The sequence below is a fragment of the Thermochromatium tepidum ATCC 43061 genome (assembly GCF_009664085.1).
GTDB classification, from domain to species: domain Bacteria; phylum Pseudomonadota; class Gammaproteobacteria; order Chromatiales; family Chromatiaceae; genus Thermochromatium; species Thermochromatium tepidum.
Genome location: NZ_CP039268.1, coordinates 2,860,760 through 2,885,444, shown reverse-complemented (window position 1 = coordinate 2,885,444; position 24,685 = coordinate 2,860,760). Strand labels below are relative to the sequence as shown.

Here is a 24,685-nt window from a genome sequence, read left to right as displayed (position 1 = left end):
TGGCCTCAGGTCGCTCTCGCCGCCGGGTCGGCTCGCCTCTGATGGAGCAGCTTGAGCTGATGCAGCAGCCGCTTTTTGAGCGCGATGAGCGCGTCGCATTCAGCGCTCAGCCCCGCTGTTTCGCCCCTGCCGTGCCGTTCGATGATCAGACGTCCAAGCCGGAGGATCTCGTGATGGAGGCCGCCAAGCTCAGTATAGGCCGGAAGCTGTCCGTACTGGGTGCGCCCCTCGCCGCTGTACCAGGTATCGAAGCGAAGGACGACGCTGGCGGTTGGAGCCTCTGCCGGCGGCAGACGTTCGCCGGACTCCACGGCCTGGACGATGTGTCTGATCCATTTGATGTGATCGTATTGGATCAGCAGCAGCGGGATGTCCAGGGACCTCAACTGGGGGTCCATCCAGAGATTCCATTGCCAGTTTTCTGCAAACCCGTCCATCCAGTCCGAGACCTGCTCGGCAGGCATGGGCCGTCCGATCCCATAGCCCTGGGCCCGATCACAGCCGAAACGCATCAGTAGCAACCCCTGTTCCGGGGTCTCCACCCCCTCGGCGATCACCTCCTTTCTGAACACCCGAGCCAGGCCGATCACCCCCTCGATGATGGCCAGGTCCTCGGGGTCTTCCAGCATATCGCGCACGAATGACTGATCGATCTTGAGGGTCTCGGCTGGAAGCTGCTTGAGATAACTGAGGGATGAGTAACCGGTGCCGAAGTCGTCGAGCGCAAAGCGCACACCCATGGCCTGACAGGCGGTCATGATGCCGCGCATACTCCGGATATCCTCCAGGGCCGCGCTTTCGAGGATCTCGAGCTCCAGCAGGCGCGGCGGTGCCTTGGGGTGTTCGGCCAGGATCGACTGTAGGCGCGGCACGAAGTCGGGCTGCTGGAAATGATGGGCCGCGATATTGACGCTGATGACCAGGGGTCGCCCTGAGGCGCACCATTGCTGGATCTGCTCCAGCGCCTCGTGCAACACCCATTCGCCGAGGTCGATGGTCAGCGGCGAATCTTCGATCAGCGGCAAGAACTGGAGGGGCGGTATCAGTCCACGCTCGGGGTGTTGCCAGCGGATCAAGGCCTCCATGCCGATCACCTGGCCAAGGCGCATATTGACCTTGGGTTGGTAATAGAGTCGGAACTCACCGTGCTGGAGGGCCTGGCGGAGGCGTTCCAGCTCGCGATGGCGCGACTGCATCGCCTTGGCCGCTTTGGGATCGAAGAGCTGATAGCGGTTGCGCCCCATCTGCTTGGCCTGATACATCGCCTGATCGGCATGACGCAGCAGGGTGTCGGGATCATGGTCATCGAGCGGATAGAGGGTGACGCCGATGCTGACGGTGATCGCGATCTGAAGGTCGTCGATGCACACCGGATGCGCCACACGGTCGAGCAACCGCACCAGGACAGTGTCCAATTCTTCCTGGTTGCGCAGGTCGTTGAGCAGGATCACGAACTCGTCCCCGCCCAGTCGCGACACCGTATCCTTGGAACGCAAGGTGTCGAGCAAACGCCGACCGATCTCGATCAATAGACGATCGCCGATCTCGTGTCCGTGGTGATCGTTGACCAGCTTGAAATTGTCGAGATCCAGGAAACAGACGGCGATCAGGCGTTCATACTGCTGGGCATGGTCCCACGCCTGACGCAGGCGATTGACCAACAGCAGGCGATTGGGCAGGCCGGTGAGCAGGTCGTAGTGGGCCAGGTGTTCGAGCCGCTGCTGCGTGTTCTTGAGGTCGGTGATGTCGATGAACATACCGATGTAATGGGTCACCTGACCGGATGGATCGCACACCGCATTGATATGCAGGATCTCGGGATAGAGCTCGCCCGATTTCTTGCGATTCCAGATCTCACCGTGCCAGCGCCCGGTTTCGTTTAGATCGCGCCACAGTCTGCGATAGAAGTCGGCGTCCTGCACACCGGACTTGAGCAGGGCTGGTGTCCGGCCCAGCACCTCCTCGCGGCTGTAGCCTGTGACCCTGACGAAGGACGCATTGACATCCAGGATCCGGGTCTTGGGGTCGGTGATCAGGATCCCTTCCTGGGAGTGCTCGAAGACGCTGGCCATCTGGCGCAGCCGGATCTCGGCCAGTTTATGCGAGGTGCGATCGCGCAGGGTCTCGACCACGGCGATGATCCGACCCGCGGCGTCGCGCACCGGGCCGGCATCGATGGCGAGATAGCGTTCGGTGTTCAGCAAGGGCATCTGGCACCAGTTCTCGGCGTGGGCCACCTGGCCAGTACACACCATCTGGTCAAAATCGGGATAAAACTGGGGGATCTCGTCCAGACGCTCCTGCAACACCAGATCGGCCAGACAGGGTCGGCATTCGGGATAGAAGGCCTGCCAGTGGTCCCGGCTGCCCATGACCCGATCGGCAGGCATGCCCGTCAGCTCTTCACAAGCGCGGTTCCAGACGATGACGCGACCCGAGGCATCCAGTACAAAGGTCGGGACCACGAGCTGCTCGAGCATCTCGGTGGCAAGGGGTGTTTGGCTCATGAGAGGCTGTTCCAAGATTTAAGGCAGGTGTGACAGGCGGTCTGGCCATCGTCAGGCCTATTGTCACCCCTACCGTTCAGCGACTTACAGGTGTCAAGATCGCTCCGGGTTGCTGTCGTCAAGCGACGCAGCGGATAATGCGGACGTCCTACCCCAAGAACGAGAGCGACCTTACACAATGACTGTCAAGCGACTTCTATTGAGTGGCGACGAGGCCGTTGCGCTGGCGGCGCTGCACGCCGGGGTCCGGCTAGGCACGGGATACCCAGGCACACCGTCCACCGAGATCCTCGAGACCTTCGACCGGATCGGCGGGCGCGCCCAATGGTCGCCGAACGAGAAGGTCGCGCTCGAGGTCGGACTCGGCAGCGCCTTTGCCGGGGCGCGGACCCTGGTGACCATGAAGCACGTCGGGCTGAACGTGGCGGCTGACCCCTTGTTCACCGCCGCCTATACCGATGTCGAGGGGGGCTTGGTGGTCGTCTCGGCCGACGACCCCGGCATGGCCTCGAGCCAGAACGAACAGGATAACCGTCACTATGCGCGTGCCGCCGGCGTCCCAATGCTCGAACCCTATGACTCGCAACAGGCCTATGACTTCACCTGGCTGGCGTTCGAGCTCTCGGAACGCTGGCAGATCCCGGTCATCCTGCGCCTGACCACGCGCGTCTGTCATTCCAAGACCCAGGTGAATCCGCGTCCGGCACTCCAGACCCGGCCCGAGCCGCACTTCGCGCGCGACCTACCGGCACGGGTCATGATCCCGGCCTATGCCAGACCGGCGCATCGGCGTCTGCGCCAAAAGCTCGCCGAGATCGCGGCCTGGAACGAGTCCGAAGGACCCATCGAGATCCACGAGGGCGATCCCCGGCTCGGCATCATCGCCACTGGGATCAGCGCCATGCATGCGCGTGAGGCCGCGCCTGCGGCCATGCATCTGAGCTTCGGCCTGACCTACCCGCTACCGATCGAGCGCCTCCGCGCCTTTGCCGAACGGGTCGAGCGGCTGGTCGTGATCGAGGAGGGCGACCCGGTATTGGTCGAGTCCTTGCGTGCCGCCGGGATCCCGGCCGAGGGCAAGCCCGAGATGTATCGCTTCGGCGAGCTCAATGTCGAACGCGTGCGGCGCATCCTCGCCCAAGACACCCGTCCCGAGGCCATGCCGCCCCAGGGCAGGCCACCCGAACTCTGCCCCGGCTGCTCGCATCGCGGCGTCTTCGAGGCCCTGCGCGACCTCGACTGCATCGTCGCCGGCGACATCGGTTGCTACACCCTCGGCGTGCTGCCGCCCTTCTCGGCCATGGATACCTGTGTCTGCATGGGGGCGAGCATTGGGGTTGGGTTGGGTCTGCGTCATGTGCTGCCCGAGGACCAGGCGCGGCGGGTGGTCAGCGTCATCGGCGACTCGACCTTCGTGCATTCGGGTCTCACCGGCCTCACCGAGATGGTCTATAACCCGCCGCCGACCGGGCATCTGGTCCTCATCCTCGACAACGGCACCACGGCCATGACTGGCCAGCAGGAGCATCCGGGCACCGGGCGTCTGCTCGACCACTCGGCGACCCATCGGCTCAGCTTCGAGGAGACAGCACGCGCCATGGGGGTGCAGAACGTCCATGTCATGGACACCAACTCGCTCAAGGACGACGCGCTGCGCGATCTCATCCGGGACCTGCTGGCGCGAAACGAGACCTCGCTGATCATCACCCGTCAGCCCTGTGTGCTCGCGGCACCCAGGATCCGGCTCTACGAGAAGGCCAACGCCGAACGGCGCGCCACCTGCGCGGCGGATCTGGTCGACTGAGGAATCGAGAACACGTAAACAACCCTCGACTGAAGTCGAAGGCTTTATTGTGAGACGCAGCAAACATGGTTGACCACATCCCCAACATTGGGCGTGTTTACAGCCGCCCTTGGCAGCGGGGCTCCGCTGCCAATCCGGGCCAGGTTTCGACTGGCGTTACAGTCGGCGTGCGCCCGGAGACCACACTGTATTATACACCACATGGTGCGCTTCGCGCACCCGCCATTCCTCCCGCGACTCAAGTCGCGGGTTTCCTTGCGGAGGGTCTATGAACGTCAAGAACATCGTCATCGCCGGACTCGGTGGTCAGGGCGTGGTCAAGGCCTCCGATATCCTGGCCGAGGCGGCCTTTCGCGCCGGCTTCGAGGTCAAAAAGAGCGAGCTGCACGGCATGAGCCAGCGCGGCGGCTCGGTGAGCAGTGATGTGCGTTATGGCAAGGGGATCCTGAGTCCCATGGTCCCGCCAGGCGAGGCCGATGTGCTGGTGGTGCTGGAAGAGACCCAGGTCGAGATCAACCGTCCGACGCTGCGGGCCGAGGGTGTGCTGATCACACCCAACCTGCTCGCCCCCGAGGCGCTCAAGAACAAGAAAAGCCTCAACGTCGCCCTGCTCGGCGCGGCCTCGACCGTGCTCGATGACATCGCCGAGGCGCACTGGATCGCCGCCATCCACGCCAATCTGGCCGAGAAGCTGCACCTGCTCAACGAGCAGGCGTTCGAGATCGGACGCGCGGCAGCGCGCACGGCTCGAGCTTAAAGAGTCAGGATGGGTATCGCGTTCGCGCGGCCCATCCTGCGCCTGCCCCTTCTCCAACCGAACAAACAACGCTTTAACGAGGCCCTGATGCTGAAAGAGCTTTGGAACGACGCCGAGGGCGGCTTCCATCCCGCAAGCGCCCCTGACTTCTTGCCTCAGACCGCGCTCCGAGAGATCCAGCTCCGTCGGTTGCGCGCCGTGGTCGCCCGTGCCTATGCCAAGGTCCAGCTCTTTCGTGAGCGGATGGAGGCACGCGGACTGACGCCAGAGTCGATCCGGTCGCTCCAGGATATCCAGCGCCTGCCCTTCACGGTCAAGACCGATCTGCGCGACACCTATCCCTTCGGGCTGTTCGCCAGCCCCATGAGCGACGTGGTGCGACTCCATGCCTCCTCCGGCACCACCGGCAAGCCGATCGTGGTCGCCTACACGCGCGAAGACGTCGAGGTCTGGTCCGAGGTCATGATGCGCACCTTCGCTGCCTGCGGGCTGCATCGCGGCGACATCCTCCAGAACGCCTTCGGCTATGGGCTCTTCACCGGTGGACTGGGCGCCCACTATGGCGGCGAGGCGCTGGGCGCAACCGTGATCCCGATCTCGGGCGGCAACACCGATCGTCAGATCATGCTCATGCGCGACTTCAACGTCACCGCGCTCTGCTGCACACCGAGCTATTTCACCCATGTGATCGAACGCGCGCACGAACTCGGCATCGAGCTGCGCGAACTGCCGCTGCGGGTCGGCATCTTCGGCGCCGAACCCTGGACCGAGGGGATGCGCCAGCACATCGAGTCCGCCGCCGGCATCAAGGCCTACGACATCTATGGCCTATCCGAGATCATCGGCCCCGGCGTGGCGTCCGAATGTGCGGCCCAGGACGGACTGCACCTCTTCGAGGACCACTTCTATCCTGAGATCATCGACCCAGACAGCGGCGAACCGCTGCCCGAGGGCGAGGAGGGCGAGCTGGTCATCACGACACTGAGCAAGAAGGCGATGCCGATGATCCGCTATCGCACCCGCGATATCACCGCGCTCATCGCTGAGCCCTGTCCCTGCGGACGCACCCTCCGCCGCATGCGGCGCGTCGCTCGGCGCTCCGACGACATGTTCATCATCCGCGGGGTCAATGTCTTCCCGTCCCAGGTCGAGGCGGCGCTCATGGCGGTCGAGGGGACATTGCCGCACTATCAGATCGTCCTCACCCGGGAACAGGGTCTGGATCGCATGACAGTCGAGGTCGAGGTCACACCCGAGGTCTTCAGTGACCGCATCCGCGGCCTGGAAGACATCCGCGCCCGCCTGGCCCAGTCGATCGAGCAGATCCTCGGCATCCGGGTCGAGCTGCGCCTGGTCGAACCACACACCCTGGCGCGCAGCGAGGGCAAGGCCAAGCGGGTCATCGATCGGCGCAACGAAGGTTGATCCCTCAAGCGAGCACACGCCCATGAAACTGCAACAACTCTCGCTCTTTCTGGAAAACCGCCCCGGGCGGCTGGAGGCCCCGCTGTCGGCCATCGCCGCCGCGGGCATCAACATCCTCACCCTGTCGCTGGCCGACACCGCTCAGTTCGGCATCCTGCGTCTGATCGTGCGCGACTGGGAGAAGGCCAAGCGCATCCTGGAACAGGCCGGTTGGGTGGTGAACCTGACCGAGGTGGTCGCGGTCGATGTGCCCGATCGTCCGGGTGGTCTGGCCGAGGTGCTGCGGATCCTGGAAGATGCCGATCTCAATATCGAATACATGTATGCCTTTTCACGGCGACGCGGCGACAAGGCGATCCTGATCTTCCGCTTCGAGGATCCAGACCGCGCCATCCAGGTGCTGACCGACAGGGGTCAGCATGTGGTCGATGCCGAGGAGCTGATGTCCTCCGTGCCATGAGATCAGTGCGCTCAACGACGCCAAATCAGCCCTATCCGATGTGGGATCGGGCCGCCGAGACCCTGCCACGCGCCGAGCTCGAGGCGCTGCAACTCGAGCGTCTGCGCGCCCAGGTCGAACGCGCCCGGCGTGTGCCCTTTTATCGCGAGCGCCTCGACCAGTGCGATATCGGTCCCCAGAGTCTGCGCTCACTCGACGACCTGAAGCGTCTGCCCTTTACCACCAAGGACGACATGCGCCGCGAGCATCCGCTCGGCTTGCTCGCGGTGCCGCGCAAGGACCTGGTCCGCATCCACGGCTCCTCTGGCACCACAGGCACGCCGACCTTCGTTGGCTATACCGCTGGCGATCTCCAACTCTGGTCGGAGCTCTGCGCACGGTTTCTGGTCGCCGGCGGGCTGCGACCCGAGCATACGGTTCAGGTCGCCTTCGGCTATGGGCTCTTCACCGGCGGTTTTGGTCTGCACTCTGGGATCGAGCGGGTCGGCGCCGCTGTCATCCCGGTCGCTGCCGGCAACACCCGCCGCCAGATCGAGATCATGCGCGACCTCGAACCCGAGGTGCTCGTCTGCACACCGAGCTATGCCCTGACCATCGCCGAGGCCGCGCGCGAATTGGGCATGGATCCGCGCACCCTGTCGATCCGCATCGGTCACTTCGGCGGCGAGCCCTGGACTGAGGACATGCGCCGTGAGATCGAGGAGCAGCTCGACATCCAGGCGTTCAACAACTATGGCCTGTCCGAGATCATCGGACCGGGCGTGAGCGGCGAGTGTCTGGCGCGCACCGGGATGCACATCCAGGAGGACCACTTCCTGGTCGAGTGTCTCGACCCCGAGACCCTGGAACCGGTCCCCGAGGGCGAACCGGGCGAGCTGGTCATCACCGCACTCACCCGCGAGGCCATGCCGATGCTGCGCTATCGTACCCGCGACATCGCCCAGCTCTATCGCGACCCCTGCCCCTGTGGGCGCACGACGATGCGCATGGGCCGGGTCAAGGGGCGCACCGACGACATGCTCATCATCCGCGGCGTCAACGTCTTCCCGTCGCAGATCGAGGAGGCCCTGCTGCGCGTCGAGGGCACCACGCCACACTATCTGATCGAGGTCAGCCGTCCAGGCACGCTCGACGAGATCCACGTCAAGGTCGAGATGCATCCCGAGATCTTCTCCGATCGCATGGACCGGATGCAGGCCCTGTGCGAGCGCATCAGCCGCGAGATCCAGACCATCGCCGGCATCCGTGCCCATGTCGATCTGGTCGAGCCACGCAGCCTCGAGCGCTTCGTCGGCAAGGCCAAGCGGGTGCTCGACAAGCGCGGCCTCACGGATTGAACCGCCCGTCATCCCCAGATGACCCGTCTCCCATCAACCCACAGGAAAACCGATGAAGCATCTCAGTGTTTGCTCTGCACGGCTCGTCTCGCTCGCACTCGCGGCTCTACTGGCACTCGTGCTCGCCCCTTCCCTCGCACTGGCCGATGACGAGGGCCTGTTCATCGAAACGGTCAATCGCCGCTCGGGACTGAGCGGCGAGGACCCGACCGAAGATGTCAGCCACACCCTCGTCGCCTACGGCAAGATGAAGGTCGCAAGCACCGATCCGAACGGGACCGACATGATCCTCGACCCCGCCACGGGTGACATGACCTTCATGAACCACGGCGCCAAGGAGTTCTACACGATCAACGCCAAGGGCATGATGGAAGGCCTGTCCAAACCAGGCATGGAGCAGATGCGCGCCCTGATGGGACAGACCAAGATCACGGTCGAGCCGACCGATGAGACACGCGAGATCAACGGCTGGAACTGCCGCAAGTATCGGGTGGCCAAGACCGGCCTGATGGAGATCGAGCAGGAGATCTGGGCCGCCGAGGACCTGAACCTGGACCTGGACCGTTACACCGACCTGATGCGCCTCTCTGGCCCCGAGGGTCTCTTGGCCGATTCCGAGGCCGGGCGTGCGCAACGCGCCGAGCTGGAGAAGATCAAGGGCTATCCGATCCTGACCAGGTCCAGGATGCAGCTCATGGGGACCACGTTGGAGACCGAGACCGAGGTGCGGGCCATCCGCCGTGAACCCATGGCGGCGACCCTGTTCGAGGTGCCGGCCGATTACCAGGAGCGCGAGATGGGCATGCCGGGCGCGCCGACTGCCGGTGATGCACCCTCTGGGCATCCCTGAGTCTCTGGATGGCGGCCTGCTCGGGTCCGGCGGTCCGCGCAAGCATCAGGCTGGTTCGGATTCATTTCTCAGGTGTGCCACCTGCGGCTTCAGCCCGCAGAAGCCCGAACCAAGGCCGCGATCCGGGCACGATCGTATTTGCCCGAGTCGAGCAACGGCAGCCGCTCCAGTCTGAGAAAGGCGCGCGGGCATTCGGGACCGCTCAGATGGGTCTGGCACCAGGCGGCGAGCTCGGCCTCGTCGCTCGTTCCGGCATAGACCGCGGTCAGGCGATGCCCCCAAACGGTATCCGGGGTGGTGACGATCTGCACCTCGCTGACACCCGGCGCCTCCTGCACAACCTGCGCGACCCGGGTCAAGGACACATTGGTCCCGCCGATCACCCGGATCTCGTCGGCGCGTCCCAGTATCCGCAAGCGTCCGTCATGGCTCAGACAGCCGAGGTCGGCCGGCTCGAACCAGCCGCCTTCGGCCAGACCCTCTCCGGCCCTGCGCTCGGGATTGGCATAGCCGAGCATCAGCATGGGTCCGCGGATGCGCAGACGTTGGGGCGGTACATCGCAGCTCGGCGCCGCGATCTCGACCCCGGGTAGGGGCGTGACGAGGCTAGGATCCAATGCGCCGTCTGCTGGGGTGAGCGGTCCGCTGGTCGCGACCTGGGAGCCGGTCTCAGTCATGCCATAGGTGATCCAAAGCGGCCAACCAGCGGCCAGCGCGCGCTCGGCGAGTGGACGACTCAAGGCCTGCCCGCCAATCAACACCACGCGCAGACTCGGCGGCGCACGGCCCCCGAGATCCAGCAAGCGGGCGAGCATAGGCGGGACGAGTGAGACATGGGTCACACCATGTATCTCCAGCTCGCGCCGTACGGTCGGGGCATCGAAGCCGGTCTGTAACCGCAGATTCGAACCCGCAAGCGCAGCGCGATAGAGGATGGCCGCGCCACCGATGTGGCTGGGCCGAAGACAACAGAGCCAGGTCGAGTCGGTGGTGACCCCAAGCCGCGCATTGACGCGCTGGGCCGAGGCCAGAAGCCCAGGATAACCGTGCATCACGATCCGGGGCTGACCACTGCTACCGCTGGTCTTGATCAAGAGCGCGACCCGTGTTTCGGGTGCGATGGGCGGACGCTGGGTCTGGTCCGCAAGCGGGATCAAATCCAGGCTATCCGGTTGCCACAGCCATTCGACCCCGGCTGATCTTGCCAACGCCAGACGTGCAACCGCATCGAGGCTAGAACGATAGGGGAAGATCCCGGCCCCGATCTGCCCCAGTGCGAGGATCGTCAGGATCAGATCGAGGGCAGGTGCATCAGGCGCCATCACGACCTGTCCGGGCTTTAGACCACAGTCCGCAAAGACGGCGGCACGCTCGGTAACCCGGTGCGCCAGGGCACTCCCACTGAATCGACCCTCATCGGTGAGGAGCACCGGGCCCGGATCATTCAACCACCGGGAAGGGTGCAGAACCGAGCGACTCGCTATGACCAGTGCGCCTCGAACAGACAACTCGAATCGCCCATCGCCTGACAGGCCGTCTCAGTGAAGACCGTATCCGGATGCACCAGCACCCGGAACAGCCGCTCGAAGGTGCCGACATAGAAGTCGCACAACGGCTCGTCGGACTGGGTGCCGCGACAGAGCGGCGAATCAGTGATCTCGATCCGCGGCGGATCGTCAGACACGACCATAAACCGCCCGGTCCCGACGAAGGTCCAGGCATTGCCCGCGATCGCCTTGAGCAGGGTATGGGCAGCCAACTTCGCTGGCAGGATCTTGAGCAGGACCTGGGCCGGACGCGGGATGCGTCGCGCGAGCAGATAGTCGCCGGTGCGCCGCCCGGCATCGCGCGCGATCGCGCGCGCCTCGGCGATACCGAGTTCAGCGCGCAACGCCTGTTGCAGCGCGATGACCTCGGCCTCCGGCACCATGGAGTCGGGAGGCACCACGAGGTAGCCGCCCAGACCGGCCCGCTGAAACACCGACTCGGCGACCGTGCGGCCAGTTCGCTCATTCAGCGACTCAAGAACGCGGATAACGGCATTGGGGCCGATACGGCCCTGATTGTCGGTTCGACTCACGAGGGCATCCTAAAACGCCACTGATTCGCGCCGCAGTCGCCCCGGTCGTCCTGGTCAGAACAGAGACCGTGCAGGATGTAACGCCCCTGGGGGGTCAGTCGAATGCCTTCATCCGAGATCTCGACCAAGCCCTGCTCGGCCTTGCGACAGAGCTGTTCGTATTCGTGATCGAGATCGGCAGCCGAACTGGCCGGAAGCTTTAGATTGCACATGAGATGCAGCATGGCCTGACGTCGGCGCCGGTCGGTCTCGTCGAGACGCCGGCCCCAGGCCACAGGGAACTGACCATTGTTCACGCGCATCTGCCAGACGCGCAGATCGCTTTCGTTGCGGATGAGCGCATCGCCCAACTCGGCCGTACCGCTCGGACCAAACGCCAGCACCTGCCGATCCGCACTGGTGGTGTAACCGAGCGCGTTGCGATAGAGCCGCCCGGCGACCTGGGCTGTATAGAGCTCGTCGTCCTCCAACACGAACAGATCCAGTCCGACCCAGCGATAACCGGCCTCGGTGAAGGTATGCACGGCGCGGTGGAACAGTGCGAGCTTTTCGGCGGGGGATGGGAGATGGGCGGTGTCGATGGCGTGCTGGTGGGGGCGGCGGGCGGGGTCATGGGCATAGCTGAAACAGGCGACCCGATCCGGACCCAGATCCAGCACCTGATCCAGGGTAGTCTGGAAACCGCGCGGCGTCTGGAACGGCAACCCATAGACCAGATCCAGATTGATGCTCTGGAATCCGATCTGGCGCGCGGTCAGGAAGACGTCGCGCACCATGTTGAGCGACTGCACACGCCCGATGGCGCGCTGCACGTCGGCATTGAGGTCCTGAACGCCAAAGCTGATGCGCTTGAACCCCAGCCCATGGATCAGTTCGAGCTGACCGACCGAGGCGCGGCGTGGGTTACACTCGATGGAGGCACAGGACTCTGGGGTGAGCGTGAAATGACTCTCGATGATCTCCATCAGCCGCGCCAACTGCGGCTCGTTGAGATGGTTTGGGGTACCGCCACCGACATGGAGCTGCTGAATCGGACGACGCCGACCGATGCGCTCCGTCACCATCCCCATTTCACGTTCGAGTGCGTCGAGATACTGGTCGACCTTCTCCAGGCTATGGGTCACAGTGGTGTCACAAGCGCAGTAGAGACAGCGCACGTGACAGAAGGGGACATGGATGTAAACAGCGAGATTGCCATCAGGCGTCTGACGGAGTGTGTCCAGGACATCTAGATATTGCGCCTGGGTAAAGGGTTTGTCCCCAGCCGAACCCAGCGAGGACATCGGACAACCGGGCGCCATGAGGTCGTACCGTTCGAGGAATTCCAATGGAAGGCTCGTGGGGAGAGGAGGCGCCATGTCTGTCACCTACCTAGTCGGTTTGAGTCGCTGTCATTGTAGTTCTCACTGCGGGAAACCGCCTGTGCTCCAACCTGACCGACAACCCTGAAGCGCCCCCAGCGATGCTCCTCACACTGGTCCCCATCGATTGCCCGAGCAATCGATGCAAACCGACCCCCTATCATCCGACTTGATGTCTAGACCGGAAGCACTCTGGATGATCCGCAAGCACGCGGCTCCCATTAGGTTGGGCGCGCAGTATATCGAGAATTATCTTCAAGCTCCAGTCTGTAGCGCTGTGTGCGCTGAAAGTTCCCCGCACTCGCCCCGTCATGCCACGGACGAAACGGGCCGAACACGAGTGCGCCGGGTCAGAGACGACCCACCCTGGCCGGGAGATGCCTCGAGGCGTCCGCTTGAGGAGGCGTCCTGGGTTGGAGGATGTGCAGGCTTGCCACAGAGTCGTCCGGCGAGCGAGCCTCGCGATCCTGGTTGTCGTGTGGCGCATGGGCCGGCAGCGCCCAGGCCCAGAGCGCCTCGTCGGGCAGGGGCAACACCAGAAGCCAGTGCTCCAGGATTGCGAGACCCAGCAGGGTGGCAACCAAGATCAGACCCACGGCAGCCGCCCCAGTGACCTCTGGCGAAAGCGCCTCCAAGACGATCAGCACATCGACGATGGTGGCCAGTGTGACTGAAACGGGGAACAATAGATTCATCGCTCGCTTGACCATGTAGGTCTTGAGATAGCGCAGCGGTTCGGGCATCCACTCCTCGTTGAGATTGGGTACACCGAGGAAGAGGTTCAGCTTGGCGCTCCAGCGCATGATCCAGAGCACGACGAAGGTCCAGGTACCGACCTGGTTCGGCTCATCCCAGGTGGCCAGCACCATGAACAGCAGGGTCGAGAGGATCAGGAGCTCGTGATAGAGGCTGGTGAGGATCGCCAGCCCAAAGCGCTTCCACTTCGAGCACCCGGGCGGACAGGCCGTCTTGCGCGGCCCCGTGATCAAGCCGGTAAAGTAGCTCATCTCGATCACGCCCCAGATCACCACACCTGCGGTGAAGGCGACATAGGCGCTGACCACCCCGGTCGAGGTACTGCTCACAATCAAGACAAAGATGGCGATGGCCAGGACGACCGACCCGCCCATGAGCGTCCAGCGGAAGGTGCGTCCAGGAAGATTGTTGAGATAGAGTACGATCCCCGTACTCGACCACCAGAGCCCGAGCGCAAACAGGAAGGGGAAACCGTAATCAGCCATGGGTCAGCGTGCGTCTCGGCGCTCGGCGGTCCGGAAGATCGTGGGAGACGGAACTTCTGTCTTGCCCCCTCGGGTGATCCGCCTCAATGCCGCACCGGAACCGAGCGCAGGAACACCGCGAAGGCAGCGGCATTGTCTACTCCATAGGCCCGCAAATCGAGCCGGATTCCAGTGATCGGATCCTCGAGCGTCAACATGCCATCCTCGCGCCGCGCCAGATGGAAGGGTTCGCTGATATCGGCCTTGTATCCTTTGCGCTGACGTTCCAGGCCCCGCAACATGCCGCGCACGAAACCCTCACTGCCAGGCGGCAAGGTCTGGATGAGCTCGTCCGTGGCCGCATCACGCACGGACATGGAACCATCCGGCTGCGCGATGAAGCGGATATCGCGCGACTCGACCTCGGGCAGGAAGGGGGCCTGGGGCAGCCTGTAGCCGGTTAGACGCGCGACGGCGACCATGACGATGGTAAGGCCCAACAAAATCCCAACAGCGATCAGGACGCCCTTGGGAAAGGCACGTCCCTCGGATGCATCACTCACTCACTGACCTCATTCAGGCTAGGGTTTCGGTCGCGGAGGCTGGAACCGTATCGTTCGTCGCCGCGTTGCCGGAGAGCCGAGCCGTCGTTTCCGACTCCAGATAGTCCTGGAGCGCATCGGCCAGGATGCCAGCGACCTTGGCGGCGTCCGGGATGCTACGCAACATCGGCTGGACCGGGGTGAAGTGCCAAGGCCGCACATGCGGCCAAAAGATCAGATAGGACAGCTTGGCGGAGGGATCCAGGAGCAGTGGAATATCCCCGGTACCGTCTTCATAGACGCGCAGATCGGCCGCGCGCACCTGCTTGAACGGTAGATTCATCATCATCGGCAAGGCGGCGCCGATACGCATGACCACGCGCTTGTTGGTAATGGTGTAGAGGCTGGAGCGCGCCATTGACCACCCCAACCAGGTCAGGGCGCCGACGGAGAGGGCCGCCAGAAACAGGATCCAGGTCAGTCCCTGGACCAGGCTGATCAGGGTCAGACCGTCCGAGGCATCCACCAGCACGGCCAAAACCGCCAACACACCGAAATAGATCGCCACCTTACGGACATGAAAGGCGCGCCGAGTCAGAGATTTCCAGCTCGGCGCCCCCTGCCAGAGCACCTCCTCGCCGGGAGGCAGGCGCTCGGGCAAGCCCGGGATGGGCTCGAAGTCATATTCCCTCACAGCAGGGGACCGGCACGCTCGGCTGTGGCGTAGAGCTTGCCGCCTGCGTAGTAGGCGCAGACCTTGTCTTCCTCGTAGAGTGTGACCTGGTCTGGATTAGAGAGCGTCGGCACATTGGCAAAGTGCGCTGCCTTGATCGCATCGACCTTGACCTTGCGCGCCTTCTTGTCGAAACGGCTGAAGCCGATCGGCAACAGGACCTTCTTCTTGTTGGCGGCGACCTCAACTTCCAGATAACGGATCTGCGGTTCGGAACGATCGACCCAGACGTCGGAAACGGTGCCCGCGACCTCGCCGTCGAGACCAACGACGGTCATGCCGCGCGGGTCCGGATCGCCCTCCGCGATCGAGAACTCCTTGGCCACACGCATCGGCACGATCTTGGGAAGACCCTCGAAGGTCAGATCGCAGTGCTTAGGACGATCGGGCGAGGCCGCCGGGCCGAAACCCGAGAGCATCGGATCGCCATTGGGCACGAGCGGCGAGCCGGGGGCCGGAGAGAAGGGCGTGGCATTGACCGCCACCGGCGCCTCGACGCGCGGGGCCACGACGGTACCGCCATTGTGCGGCAGGACGAAGGTCTTGGGGTCGGGCAGATCGGGGAAGCCCACGACCTTGACGCGACCGCCCGAGCGCTCGGTGCGGTCCGAGTCGAGCGGATAGCCTTCGCGCTTATCCTCGCGACGCAGATAGATGATGAGGCCGAAGAAGAAGAGCCAGAAGGCCCAGATGGTGATCTGGGCGGCGTCGATATAATGAGTGATGCCAGCAGACATGAGTTAACCTCCGTTAGAGTAATTAAGCCAACCGGGGTGACCGGCTAGACCGATGCGCGGTGGCTGCCATGGGCCGAATCCATTCGTCAGGCGCCTAGACAGCCTTAGAACAACCCGCGTAGCGAAACACAGTCCTCGATTCCAATCGCCTGGGGTCTGCCGAGTAATCCCCCAGGCCCACCCAACCGCTCGCACGGGGTGACCCCATCGCGAGCGTCTCACCACAACGTCTCAGCGCGGGAGTAGCTCCAGCCCCTGAGACATATAGAACCCGACGGCGATGCGTCTCGTCCTTCCGGGCTGCCACGCGCTCAGCCCGGAGTCTGCGCCAATCAGGCCCCGCAGCCTCGCCTCGCTCACGGGCTCGATGGCCGGCGAGCGATCGGAACGCGGAAAGAGCTGACCGATCGCATGCAGGATGGTCAGCGGGATCGTCCTCGGTGCAAAGGTGAAGACGATCGAGCCCAGGGTGCGCGCAGCCAGCCCTGCCAAGACCTTCACCACGTCCTCGGGGCGATAGTGGATGAGTGAGTCCATGGCGACCACATGATCGAACTGGCCATGCGCCGGATCGAGCATATCACCGGCCAAAAACGCGACCGAACCCGGCCCCAGATCCGCCGGCAGACGCTCGCGGGCGATCTCAATGAGCGTCGGGGCCACGTCGATGGCGACGACCTCGGCCCCGCGCCGCGCCGCCTCGACCGCCAGCATCCCGGTACCGCAGCCGGCATCGAGCAACCGTTTGCCGCTCAGGTCCTCGGGCAGCCAGCTCAACAAGGTGCGGCGCATCTCGTCACGCCCAGCGCGCACCGTCTCGCGCACCCGGCTGACCTTGGCGTCCGAGGTCAGCTTGGACCAGGCGTCGGCGGCGGTGCGATCGAAATAGGTTTTGATCTTGCCGCGCCGTTCGTGATAGGAGGCGTCCAGCATCAATTGAACCCTAAAAACTCGAAGATGTCGCGATCGGCCATCGGACGCACCTCTAGCGGTTCGACGCCATCCAACAATTGTTGCGCCAATTGCAGATACTGCTGCTGCGCCTCCTCCAGACCCGAGCCGGGCTCGGGCTCCATCTCGAACACGGTCGATTTTTTCAGGCGACTGCGGCGGATGATGTCCAGATCCGGCAGATGGGCCAGACGCCTGAGCCCGACCGCCGCGGCGAAGCGGTCGATCTCATCGGTGTTACGACTACGGTTGGCGATCAGGCCACCGAGCCGGACCCTGTAGTGCTTAGACTTGGCTAGGATCGCCGCCGCGATGCGGTTCATGGCAAAGATCGAGTCGAAGTCGTTGGCGGTGACGATCAAGGCGCGCTCGGCATGCTGCAAGGGCGCAGCGAACCCGCCGCAGACCACATCGCCGAGTACATCGAATACCACGACATCCGTGTCTTCGAGCAGATGGTGCTGCTTGAGCAGCTTGACCGTCTGCCCGACCACATAGCCGCCGCAGCCGGTGCCGGCGGGTGGGCCTCCGGCCTCGACGCACATCACACCATTGTAGCCCTCGTAGACATAGTCGCTCGGGCGCAGCTCCTCGGCATGGAAGTTCACCGACTCCAGGATGTCGATGACCGTCGGCACCAGACACTTGGTGAGGGTGAAGGTCGAGTCGTGCTTGGGATCGCAGCCGATCTGGAGCACGCGCTTACCGAGCTTGGAAAAGGCGACCGAGAGGTTCGAGGAGGTCGTACTCTTGCCGATCCCGCCCTTGCCATAGATGGCGAAGACCTTGGCACCCTCGATCCGGATGTCGGGATCGAGCTGGACCTGCACGCTGCCCTCCCCGTCCGGATGACTGGGCAGACGGAAGCCGCTGGAGGATGCCTGCATCGTCACGCCGCCGCCTCCTGGAATACGCCCTCAAGCCGATCCTCCAATTCCTCTCCCGCGCGTCTGAGCGCCTCGAGCGTCGCCTCGTCGGGCGACCAGTAGTTGCGTTCATGGGCCTCGATCAGACGATTCGCGACCTTGGCCGAGGCGGTCGGATTGAGCGCCGCAAGCCGGTTACGCATCTCCTCGTCGAGGATGAAGGTCTCGGTCAGCTGCTGATAGACCCAGGGCGCGACCTGACCGGTGGTGGCCGACCAGCCCAGGGTATTGGTGACATGGACCTCGATCTGACGCACGCCCTCGTAGCCGTGCTTGAGCATACCCTCGTACCACTTGGGGTTGAGCATGCGGGTGCGGGTCTCGAGCGCCACCTGTTCGGCCAGGGTCCGGACCACGCCGTCGCCGCGCGTCTGGTCACCGATATAGACCGGCACCTCGTCACCCTTATACTGACCGACCGCCTTGGCGATGCCGCCCAGGGTGTCGAAGTAATGGTCGACCGTGGTCACGCCCAGCTCGACCGAGTCGAGGTTCTGATAGGCCAGTTGCACCTGGCTGAGACAGCTCTTGAGCAGCTCGGCCTGCTGCACCGGCCGACCCGAGCGGCCATAGGCAAAGCTCTTGCGGCGGGTATAGGTCTCGGCCAGCTCGCCCTCGTCGTCCCAGGTGCTGCTGTCGATCAGGTGGTTGACGTTGGCACCATAGGCGCCGTCGGCGTTACTGAAGACGCGCAGGGCGGCAGTCTCGAGATCACAGCCATGGGCGGCCTGATACTCGAGCGCATGCTTGCGGATGAAGTTCTGCTCGACCGGCTCCTCGGCGCAGGCCGCCAGGTAGGCGGCCTCGGCCAGCAGCCTGGTCTGCAAGGGCAGCAGGTCACGGAAGATACCCGACAGGGTCATGACCACATCGACGCGCGGCCGACCCAGCTCCTCGAGCGGGATCAGGGTCGCGCCGGCGAGCCGGCCATAGTTATCAAAACGCGGACGGGCACCGATCAGGGCCAGGGCCTGACCGATGGGGCCGCCCTCGGTCTTGAGGTTGTCGGTACCCCAGAGCACGAGCGCGATGGTCTCAGGGAAACCATTGCCCCCGGCCAGATGACGTGCGATCAGGCGCTCGGCCTGTTTGGCACCGTCCTTGACTGCGAACAGGCTCGGCAGGCGGAAGGGATCGAAGCCATGCAGATTGCGTCCGGTCGGCAGGATCGCCGGGGTGCGTAGCAGGTCACCACCCGGGGCCGGGGGGATGAAACGTCCGTCGAGCGCACGCAGGATGGCCGGGATCTCGGTATCTTGCACCAACAGCCGGTCGATCTCAGCCAGTTCGCGGAAGAGCTCGCGGTTCTCGTCGCTCGCCGCCATCTTGCCGGCCTTGAGCGCCTTCTCGGGCGGCTGACCGGCGACCAGGGCCGCGAGCGCGGCACGCTCGGGGCGGAGGTCCTTGGTGGACTCGGCGACTGCCATCAGGAGATCGACCCGCTCCTCCTCGTTCGGCGCCTCGCCGACGACGTGCAGACCGTGCGGGATCAGGGTGTATTCCAGCTCCAACACGTCCTCGCTGAGCTTGGCGATGCGCGACCCGACCTCATCCTCGGCCCAGGCCGGCGTAAGCGGCGCTAACTCCAGCTCGGCGGCCTGGGCCTGGATGAGCTCGGCCACAGAGCGGCGCTCCTCGAGCTCGGATGGCGGCAGCGAACGCCAGCGTTCCAGCGAGCCCTTGAGATCGACCAGCCCCTTGTAGAGCCCGGCATGGGCGATCGGTGGGGTGATGTAGCTGATCAGGGTCGCCGCCGAACGACGCTTGGCGATGGTGCCCTCGGACGGGTTGTTCGAGGCATAGAGATAGAAATTAGGCAGGTCGGCGATCAGACGATCCGGCCAACACTCACCCGACAACCCGGCCTGCTTGCCCGGCATGAACTCGAGCGCACCATGGGTGCCAAAGTGCAGCACGGCATGGGCGCCGAAGTCATCGCGGATATAGCGATAGAAGGCGCTGAAGGCATGGGTCGGCGCAAACCCCTGCTCGAACAACAGACGCATCGGGTCGCCCTCGTAGCCGAATGAGGGCTGGATGCCGACGAAGACATGGCCGAACTGGGCCCCAAGCACAAAGATCGAGGCCCCGTCGCTCTGCTGCTTGCCCGGGGCCGCGCCCCACTGCCTCTCGATCTCGGCCAGATAGGGCTCGCGCTGGACGTGGTCATCGACCGGGATGCGGACGTGGACATTGGCATGGGCGCCGAAACGGGCCGCATTGCCATTGACGATGCGCTCGCGCAGGTCGTCAACGCCCTCGGGCAGATCGACGTTGTAGCCAGCGGCCTTCATCGCCACCAGGGTGTTGTAGAGCGAGGCGAAGACCGAAAGATAGGCCGCGGTGCCGGTGTTACCCGCGTTCGGCGGGAAGTTGAACAATACCACCGCGATCTTACGCTGGGCACGCTCGGTGCGACGCAGACGGACCAATTTCTCGACCCGCGCGGCCAGCATCTGGGCCCGCTCCGGGTGCGCCTGCATGTCGCGCGCGCCATCCTCAGCGCCGCCGCTGCGTCCGCCATAGACCAGCGAACCTGTGGCACCGTCGAGCTCGGGGATGGCCACCATCATGGTCGCCTCGACTGGCAGCAAGCCCTGGGCCGAGGACTGCCATTGATCGAGCGTCTGGAACTCAACGGCGAGCGTGGACAGATAGGGCACATCGAGCCGCTTGAGCATCTCCTCGGCGGCATGCGCATCGTTGTAGGCCGGACCGCCCACCAGCGAAAATCCAGTCAGCGAGACCACGGCATCAACGGTGGCGACCCCATCCTGCATGAAGAATCTCTCGATCGCCGGACGCGCATCGAGCCCGCTGGCGAAGGCGGGAACGACATGCAGACCGCGCGCCTCGAGCGCCTGGATCACGCCATCATAATGGCCGGTGTTGTTGGCGAGGACATAGGATCGCATCAGGAGCAGACCGACCCGCCCCTTCTTTGCGTCTTGGATGCCGGGCAACTGATCGAGCCTGTCAGAGATGCGGCCCTTCATGCGCGGATGGTAGAGACCGACCTCAGGATACTCGACCGGGGGGGCGACCCTGAGTGTGCCACGCAGATGGGCGCGCTCACCACTGGCATAGCGATCGACCAGGAAACGGATCATGTTGCCCAGGTTCTCTTCGGAACCGGCCAACCAATACTGAAGCGTCAAGAAATAGGCGCGCACGTCCTGGGCAGTGCCGGGGATGAAGCGCAAGAGTTTGGGGATGCGGCGCAGCATCGACATCTGCTGGGCGCCGGCGCTCTGCTGGCGCTCCTTGTTGCCACGCAGCTTCTTGAGCAGGGCGATGGGGCCACCGCCTGAACCGTCCATACTGAAGCCGCCCATGCGGGTCAGCTTCATGAGTTCCGAGGCCGACATACAGACGATCATGGCGTCACAGGCATCGCGCCGCGCGGCAAGCGCCGGTAGGATCGGCTTGAAGTGCTCCTCCATGACCAGCATGGTGACCAGGATGATGTCACCCTCGGCGATGTCCTGCTTGCAGCGTTCGAGTGCGGATGGGTCCTCAGCCCACTCGGTCGCCGCGTGCAGCCTGAGCTGTAAACCTGGCAGATCGCACTTGACCTGGGGGAGCGCGCGCTGGGTCGTCCCCGCCAGATGGCCATCGAGATTGATGATGACGACGCGAACCGGGGTCGTGTTGGGGCGCGTCTGATCAGCGGCCGAAGTGCGCTTTCGCATCGTAGAGCGTCTCCACAGTGATGGTCTGGATCCCGCGTTCTTCGGCGAAACGCTCGGTGTTGCGCCTGGCCTTGCCACGCACGAAGAACGGGATCTTTTTCAGTTCCTGCTCGGCTTCCGGTGCCCAAATCATGGTATTCGCGTCGGCCCGCGTCGACTCCGGCGTCTGGATCGGGCGCGTGGTCGTCGGCCCCAGGTGCGAGGGTGTCGCGCCATCGTGAAACTCAAAGTCCTCCCGAAACATGGTGAGGAGATGCTCCTCAAGTCCCATCATCAACGGGTGGACCCAGGTGTCGAAGATGACGTTGGCGCCCTCGAAGCCCATCTGCGGCGCATACCGGCACGGGAAGTCCTGGATGTGCACCGGCGCCGAGATCACCGCGCAGGGGATCCCCAGACGCTTGGCGATGTGGCGCTCCATCTGGGTACCGAGCACCAGCTCTGGGTGCAGTTCGGCGACCCTGGACTCCACCTCGAGGTAGTCGTCCGTGATCAGGGGTTCGACGCCGTAGCGCTTGGCCACCGCGCGGACCTCACGGGCAAACTCGCGGCTGTAGGTGCCAAGACCCACGACCGTAAAGCCGAGCTCTTCGGCCGCGATCCGCGCCGCGGCCACCGCGTGCGTCGCATCACCAAAGATGAAGACCCGCTTGCCCGTCAGATAGGTCGAGTCGATGGACCGCGCGTACCAAGGCATTCTAGACGAGATTGGCTCGGGTGTCGTGTCGACTTCGATCCCGGCGGCGCGCGCGGCCTCCTGGAGGAACTCGCGGGTGGCGCCGATGCCGATCGGGACCGTCTTGACCACTGGCTGACCGAAGCTGCGACGCAGCCAGTCGCAGGCTTGATCGGCGATCTCGGGATAGAGACAAACGTTGAAGTCGGCCTCTGGGATACGCTTCAAATCGGCGACCGTGGCGCCGAGCGGGGCGACCAGATTGACCTCGATGCCGATCGACTCGAGCAGGCGCGTCACTTCCAGGATATCGTCGCGACAGCGGAAACCGAGTGCGGTTGGGCCGAGCAGATTGGCCTTTGGCCGTACACCCGGGGCGCGTCGCTCAGGGGCGGCGCCAGGTGCCGGGACGCGGCTTTTGAGCAGTCCCCGGACCAGCTGATAGAAGGTCTCGCTCGCCCCCCAGTTCTCTTTGCGCGTATAGGCCGGCAGTTCGAGCGGCAGCACCGGGACCGGCAGCCCCATCCCCTGGGCCAGGGCGCCCGGCTGATCCTGGATCAGTTCGGCGGTGCAGGACTCGCCGATCAGGATCAACTCAGGCTTGAAGCGCCCATAGGCGGCCTCGACCGTGGTCTTGAACAGTGCAGCCGTGTCACGACCCAGATCGCGCGCCTGGAAGCTGGTATAGCTCACGGGTGGGCGCGTGGGGCGGCGCTCGATCATGGTGAACAGCAGATCGGCATAGGTGTCGCCCTGAGGGGCATGCAGGATCAGGTGCACACCCTTCATCGAGGCGGCGATGCGCATCGCACCCACATGGGGTGGCCCTTCGTAGGACCAGAGTGTCAGCTGCATGTCGTCACACCTTTAGCAAGGCGCCCCGCACCAGGGGGCGGGCAAACAGCTCGGCCAGATCGGCCGCTTGATCAAAGCCATGGATGGGTGTGAACACCAGTTCGATCGACCACTTGGTGCGTAACCCCTCGGCCTCCAGCGGATTGGCCAGACCCAGACCACAGACGGTCAGATCGGGCCGCGCCGCGCGCACGCGCTCGAGTTGCCGCTCGAGGTCCTGGCCCTCGGTCAGAGGTAGATCTGAGGGTAGCAGCAGCAACTCGGCCTCCATGAGCTGACGGTCGAGGAAGGGTGTGGCCACCTCGATCAGCTCCATACCGCATTCGCGCTGGAGAAAACGCGCCAGTGGGATCTCGAGCTGAGAGTCAGGCAGAAAACAGATGCGTTTGCCGGCCAGGCGCTCGCGCTGACGGGCCAGTGCCTTTTCGGCGCGGGCGATGACCGGGGCCGTGACCGCCTCCAGCCGCTCGGCGGGGATACCCCAGGCCTGGGTCGCCGCCCTGAGCCAGGCGCGTGTCCCCTCGATACCGAACGGATAGGGTGCCGTGATCAGGGTCGCACCACGCCTCTGGAGCGTGCGCACCGTCTCGCCGACGAAGGGCTGGGCCGCCAACAGCAGGGTACTCGTGCCGACTGCCGGGTACTGGGTCGCATGGCGTGGCGGCAGAAACTCGACCGGGGCAATGCCCAGGTCAGTGAACAACCGTTTGAACTGGTCCTCGACCACATCGGGCAGGGTGCCGACGACCAGGAGCGAGCGCTCGCCCGCCGGACGGGTCGGGAGTTCGGGCAGCAGGGACTGGAGACAGGCGTCCTCGCCCTGAGTGAAGGCGGTTTCTAGTCCACTGGCCGAATAGTCGAGCACCCGCACCCGACCGCGATAGACCTCAGACAGTCGCTCGGCGGCCTTGCCCAGATCGAGCTTGATGACCTCGGAGGGACAGGAGCCGACCAAGAACAGGGCCTTGATGTCCGGACGGCGTTCCAAGACCTCGGCCACCACCCGGTCGAGCTCTTGATTGCAGTCGGCCAGCCCCGCGAGATCGCGCTCTTCGAGGATCGCGGTCGCAAACCGCGGCTCGGCGAAGATCATCACCCCCGCCGCCGATTGCAGCAGATGGGCACAGGTCCGCGACCCCACGACCAAAAAGAAGGCATCCTGGATCTTGCGATGCAGCCAAACGATGCCTGACAGACCACAGAAGACCTGCCGCTGTCCCTGCTCGCAACGGACCTCGGGCGCGTTCATTCGGCCGCTCCGGCGAGCGCGCTGTCCTGGGCATCGTCCTTATGCTGACCCTCGAGCCGAGCTGCACGCAACTTGATCAGGAACTGGGTGGCATTGATGACATAGGTCGCGTAAGCGGCCAGGGCGATGAACATCTGGGTGCGGTGCGCAAGCCCGATGAAGACGGCCACCAGGTAGGCCGTATGCAGCGCCAGCACCAGCATGCTGAATACGTCCTCCCAGAAGAAGGACTCGGCGAACAGATACCGACCGAAGACCTCCTTCTCCCAGATGGACCCCGTGATCATAATGGTATAGAGCACCAGGGTCTTGACGACGACCGAGATGGTCGCAGCCCAATACCCCTCGCCCGTTGCCAGATAGCGCAATACGAGATAAAGGCTGACCAGGAACACCAAGAACTGCACGGGCGCCAGGATCCCCTGAACCAGGGTCCATGACGATTCGTCCCGTCGCCGGCGCTCCTCGGGGGTATAGAGTGGCCGACGCGGTGGCTTGGAGGCTGAGTGCTGGGTCATCTGCT

20 protein-coding genes are annotated in these 24,685 nt (G+C 64.2%); 6 read left to right on the top strand and 14 right to left on the bottom strand.

Features of this window, described 5'->3' with window-relative positions; all coding sequences use genetic code 11:
• Nucleotides 1–5: 5 nt before the first annotated feature.
• The gene (locus tag E6P07_RS13235) at nt 6–2,507 is read right to left on the bottom strand and encodes an EAL domain-containing protein (protein ID WP_153976038.1); all 2,502 of its coding nucleotides are present in this window, start codon (nt 2,505–2,507) and stop codon (nt 6–8) included.
• A gap of 178 nt (nt 2,508–2,685) precedes the next feature.
• Between E6P07_RS13235 and E6P07_RS13230 the strand changes: the two genes are divergently transcribed.
• The 6 genes from E6P07_RS13230 (at nt 2,686) to E6P07_RS13205 (ending at nt 9,140) form a co-directional block, all read left to right on the top strand.
• On the top strand, nt 2,686–4,311 hold the full coding sequence (locus E6P07_RS13230; protein WP_153976037.1) for a thiamine pyrophosphate-dependent enzyme: 1,626 nt from the start codon (nt 2,686–2,688) through the stop codon (nt 4,309–4,311).
• Between the two features lie 268 nt (nt 4,312–4,579).
• Nucleotides 4,580–5,068: a 2-oxoacid:acceptor oxidoreductase family protein gene (locus tag E6P07_RS13225; RefSeq protein ID WP_153976036.1), complete on the top strand. Its 489-nt coding sequence runs from the start codon at nt 4,580–4,582 to the stop codon at nt 5,066–5,068.
• A gap of 87 nt (nt 5,069–5,155) precedes the next feature.
• Nucleotides 5,156–6,493: a phenylacetate--CoA ligase family protein gene (locus E6P07_RS13220; protein ID WP_153976035.1), complete on the top strand. Its 1,338-nt coding sequence runs from the start codon at nt 5,156–5,158 to the stop codon at nt 6,491–6,493.
• A 22-nt stretch (nt 6,494–6,515) separates the two neighbouring features.
• Nucleotides 6,516–6,953 (top strand): ACT domain-containing protein, encoded by a 438-nt coding sequence (locus E6P07_RS13215; protein WP_153976034.1) that lies wholly within the window; start codon nt 6,516–6,518, stop codon nt 6,951–6,953.
• Nucleotides 6,954–6,991: 38 nt separating this feature from the next.
• Nucleotides 6,992–8,290 carry a phenylacetate--CoA ligase family protein gene (locus E6P07_RS13210; RefSeq protein ID WP_153976033.1) on the top strand — a complete coding sequence of 433 codons (1,299 nt, stop codon included), beginning with the start codon at nt 6,992–6,994 and terminating at the stop codon, nt 8,288–8,290.
• Nucleotides 8,291–8,342: 52 nt separating this feature from the next.
• Nucleotides 8,343–9,140, top strand: coding sequence for a DUF4412 domain-containing protein (locus E6P07_RS13205; protein WP_153976032.1), 798 nt, complete (start codon nt 8,343–8,345; stop codon nt 9,138–9,140).
• An 89-nt stretch (nt 9,141–9,229) separates the two neighbouring features.
• Here the strand turns inward: E6P07_RS13205 and E6P07_RS13200 are convergent, their stop codons facing one another.
• The 13 genes from E6P07_RS13200 to bchF form a co-directional block, all read right to left on the bottom strand.
• Nucleotides 9,230–10,570, bottom strand: coding sequence for an AMP-binding protein (locus tag E6P07_RS13200; RefSeq protein ID WP_246172865.1), 1,341 nt, complete (start codon nt 10,568–10,570; stop codon nt 9,230–9,232).
• A gap of 50 nt (nt 10,571–10,620) precedes the next feature.
• Entirely contained in the window at nt 10,621–11,220 is a 600-nt protein-coding gene (bchJ, locus tag E6P07_RS13195; RefSeq protein WP_153976030.1) for a bacteriochlorophyll 4-vinyl reductase, read from the bottom strand.
• Complete coding sequence (gene hemN / locus E6P07_RS13190; RefSeq protein ID WP_246172864.1) at nt 11,217–12,578, bottom strand: oxygen-independent coproporphyrinogen III oxidase; 1,362 nt, start codon at nt 12,576–12,578, stop codon at nt 11,217–11,219. The genes bchJ and hemN overlap by 4 nt, the downstream gene beginning before the upstream one ends.
• A gap of 353 nt (nt 12,579–12,931) precedes the next feature.
• Nucleotides 12,932–13,822 (bottom strand): putative photosynthetic complex assembly protein PuhE, encoded by an 891-nt coding sequence (gene puhE, locus E6P07_RS13185; RefSeq protein ID WP_246172863.1) that lies wholly within the window; start codon nt 13,820–13,822, stop codon nt 12,932–12,934.
• An 83-nt stretch (nt 13,823–13,905) separates the two neighbouring features.
• Complete coding sequence (gene puhC, locus E6P07_RS13180) at nt 13,906–14,364, bottom strand: photosynthetic complex assembly protein PuhC (protein WP_153976029.1); 459 nt, start codon at nt 14,362–14,364, stop codon at nt 13,906–13,908.
• A gap of 13 nt (nt 14,365–14,377) precedes the next feature.
• Complete coding sequence (gene puhB / locus E6P07_RS13175) at nt 14,378–15,037, bottom strand: photosynthetic complex putative assembly protein PuhB (protein WP_153976028.1); 660 nt, start codon at nt 15,035–15,037, stop codon at nt 14,378–14,380.
• The gene (puhA, locus tag E6P07_RS13170) at nt 15,034–15,813 is read right to left on the bottom strand and encodes a photosynthetic reaction center subunit H (RefSeq protein ID WP_153976027.1); all 780 of its coding nucleotides are present in this window, start codon (nt 15,811–15,813) and stop codon (nt 15,034–15,036) included. The genes puhB and puhA overlap by 4 nt, the downstream gene beginning before the upstream one ends.
• A gap of 231 nt (nt 15,814–16,044) precedes the next feature.
• Nucleotides 16,045–16,746, bottom strand: coding sequence for a magnesium protoporphyrin IX methyltransferase (bchM, locus tag E6P07_RS13165; protein WP_153976026.1), 702 nt, complete (start codon nt 16,744–16,746; stop codon nt 16,045–16,047).
• Nucleotides 16,746–17,651 carry a ferredoxin:protochlorophyllide reductase (ATP-dependent) iron-sulfur ATP-binding protein gene (bchL, locus tag E6P07_RS13160; RefSeq protein WP_153976241.1) on the bottom strand — a complete coding sequence of 302 codons (906 nt, stop codon included), beginning with the start codon at nt 17,649–17,651 and terminating at the stop codon, nt 16,746–16,748. The genes bchM and bchL overlap by 1 nt, the downstream gene beginning before the upstream one ends.
• Before the next feature lie 2 nt (nt 17,652–17,653).
• Nucleotides 17,654–21,382 (bottom strand): magnesium chelatase subunit H, encoded by a 3,729-nt coding sequence (locus tag E6P07_RS13155; protein WP_153976025.1) that lies wholly within the window; start codon nt 21,380–21,382, stop codon nt 17,654–17,656.
• Nucleotides 21,357–22,913 carry a ferredoxin:protochlorophyllide reductase (ATP-dependent) subunit B gene (gene bchB, locus E6P07_RS13150; RefSeq protein ID WP_153976024.1) on the bottom strand — a complete coding sequence of 519 codons (1,557 nt, stop codon included), beginning with the start codon at nt 22,911–22,913 and terminating at the stop codon, nt 21,357–21,359. Before bchB ends, E6P07_RS13155 begins: the two co-directional genes overlap by 26 nt.
• A 4-nt stretch (nt 22,914–22,917) precedes the next feature.
• The gene (locus tag E6P07_RS13145) at nt 22,918–24,162 is read right to left on the bottom strand and encodes a ferredoxin:protochlorophyllide reductase (ATP-dependent) subunit N (RefSeq protein WP_153976023.1); all 1,245 of its coding nucleotides are present in this window, start codon (nt 24,160–24,162) and stop codon (nt 22,918–22,920) included.
• Nucleotides 24,159–24,680: a 2-vinyl bacteriochlorophyllide hydratase gene (gene bchF, locus E6P07_RS13140; RefSeq protein WP_153976022.1), complete on the bottom strand. Its 522-nt coding sequence runs from the start codon at nt 24,678–24,680 to the stop codon at nt 24,159–24,161. Before bchF ends, E6P07_RS13145 begins: the two co-directional genes overlap by 4 nt.
• Between the last annotated feature and the right edge of the window lie 5 nt (nt 24,681–24,685).

What these genes read in the sequence shown, in the direction of transcription:
- E6P07_RS13235 (WP_153976038.1), bottom strand. Translation starts at nt 2,507, where the DNA reads ATGAGCCAAACACCCCTTGCCACCGAGATGCTCGAGCAGCTCGTGGTC.
- E6P07_RS13230 (WP_153976037.1), top strand. Translation starts at nt 2,686, where the DNA reads ATGACTGTCAAGCGACTTCTATTGAGTGGCGACGAGGCCGTTGCGCTG.
- E6P07_RS13225 (WP_153976036.1), top strand. Translation starts at nt 4,580, where the DNA reads ATGAACGTCAAGAACATCGTCATCGCCGGACTCGGTGGTCAGGGCGTG.
- E6P07_RS13220 (WP_153976035.1), top strand. Translation starts at nt 5,156, where the DNA reads ATGCTGAAAGAGCTTTGGAACGACGCCGAGGGCGGCTTCCATCCCGCA.
- E6P07_RS13215 (WP_153976034.1), top strand. Translation starts at nt 6,516, where the DNA reads ATGAAACTGCAACAACTCTCGCTCTTTCTGGAAAACCGCCCCGGGCGG.
- E6P07_RS13210 (WP_153976033.1), top strand. Translation starts at nt 6,992, where the DNA reads ATGTGGGATCGGGCCGCCGAGACCCTGCCACGCGCCGAGCTCGAGGCG.
- E6P07_RS13205 (WP_153976032.1), top strand. Translation starts at nt 8,343, where the DNA reads ATGAAGCATCTCAGTGTTTGCTCTGCACGGCTCGTCTCGCTCGCACTC.
- hemN (WP_246172864.1), bottom strand. Translation starts at nt 12,578, where the DNA reads ATGGCGCCTCCTCTCCCCACGAGCCTTCCATTGGAATTCCTCGAACGG.
- puhE (WP_246172863.1), bottom strand. Translation starts at nt 13,822, where the DNA reads ATGGCTGATTACGGTTTCCCCTTCCTGTTTGCGCTCGGGCTCTGGTGG.
- puhA (WP_153976027.1), bottom strand. Translation starts at nt 15,813, where the DNA reads ATGTCTGCTGGCATCACTCATTATATCGACGCCGCCCAGATCACCATC.
- bchM (WP_153976026.1), bottom strand. Translation starts at nt 16,746, where the DNA reads ATGCTGGACGCCTCCTATCACGAACGGCGCGGCAAGATCAAAACCTAT.
- bchL (WP_153976241.1), bottom strand. Translation starts at nt 17,651, where the DNA reads ATGCAGGCATCCTCCAGCGGCTTCCGTCTGCCCAGTCATCCGGACGGG.
- E6P07_RS13155 (WP_153976025.1), bottom strand. Translation starts at nt 21,382, where the DNA reads ATGCGAAAGCGCACTTCGGCCGCTGATCAGACGCGCCCCAACACGACC.
- bchB (WP_153976024.1), bottom strand. Translation starts at nt 22,913, where the DNA reads ATGCAGCTGACACTCTGGTCCTACGAAGGGCCACCCCATGTGGGTGCG.
- E6P07_RS13145 (WP_153976023.1), bottom strand. Translation starts at nt 24,162, where the DNA reads ATGAACGCGCCCGAGGTCCGTTGCGAGCAGGGACAGCGGCAGGTCTTC.
- bchF (WP_153976022.1), bottom strand. Translation starts at nt 24,680, where the DNA reads ATGACCCAGCACTCAGCCTCCAAGCCACCGCGTCGGCCACTCTATACC.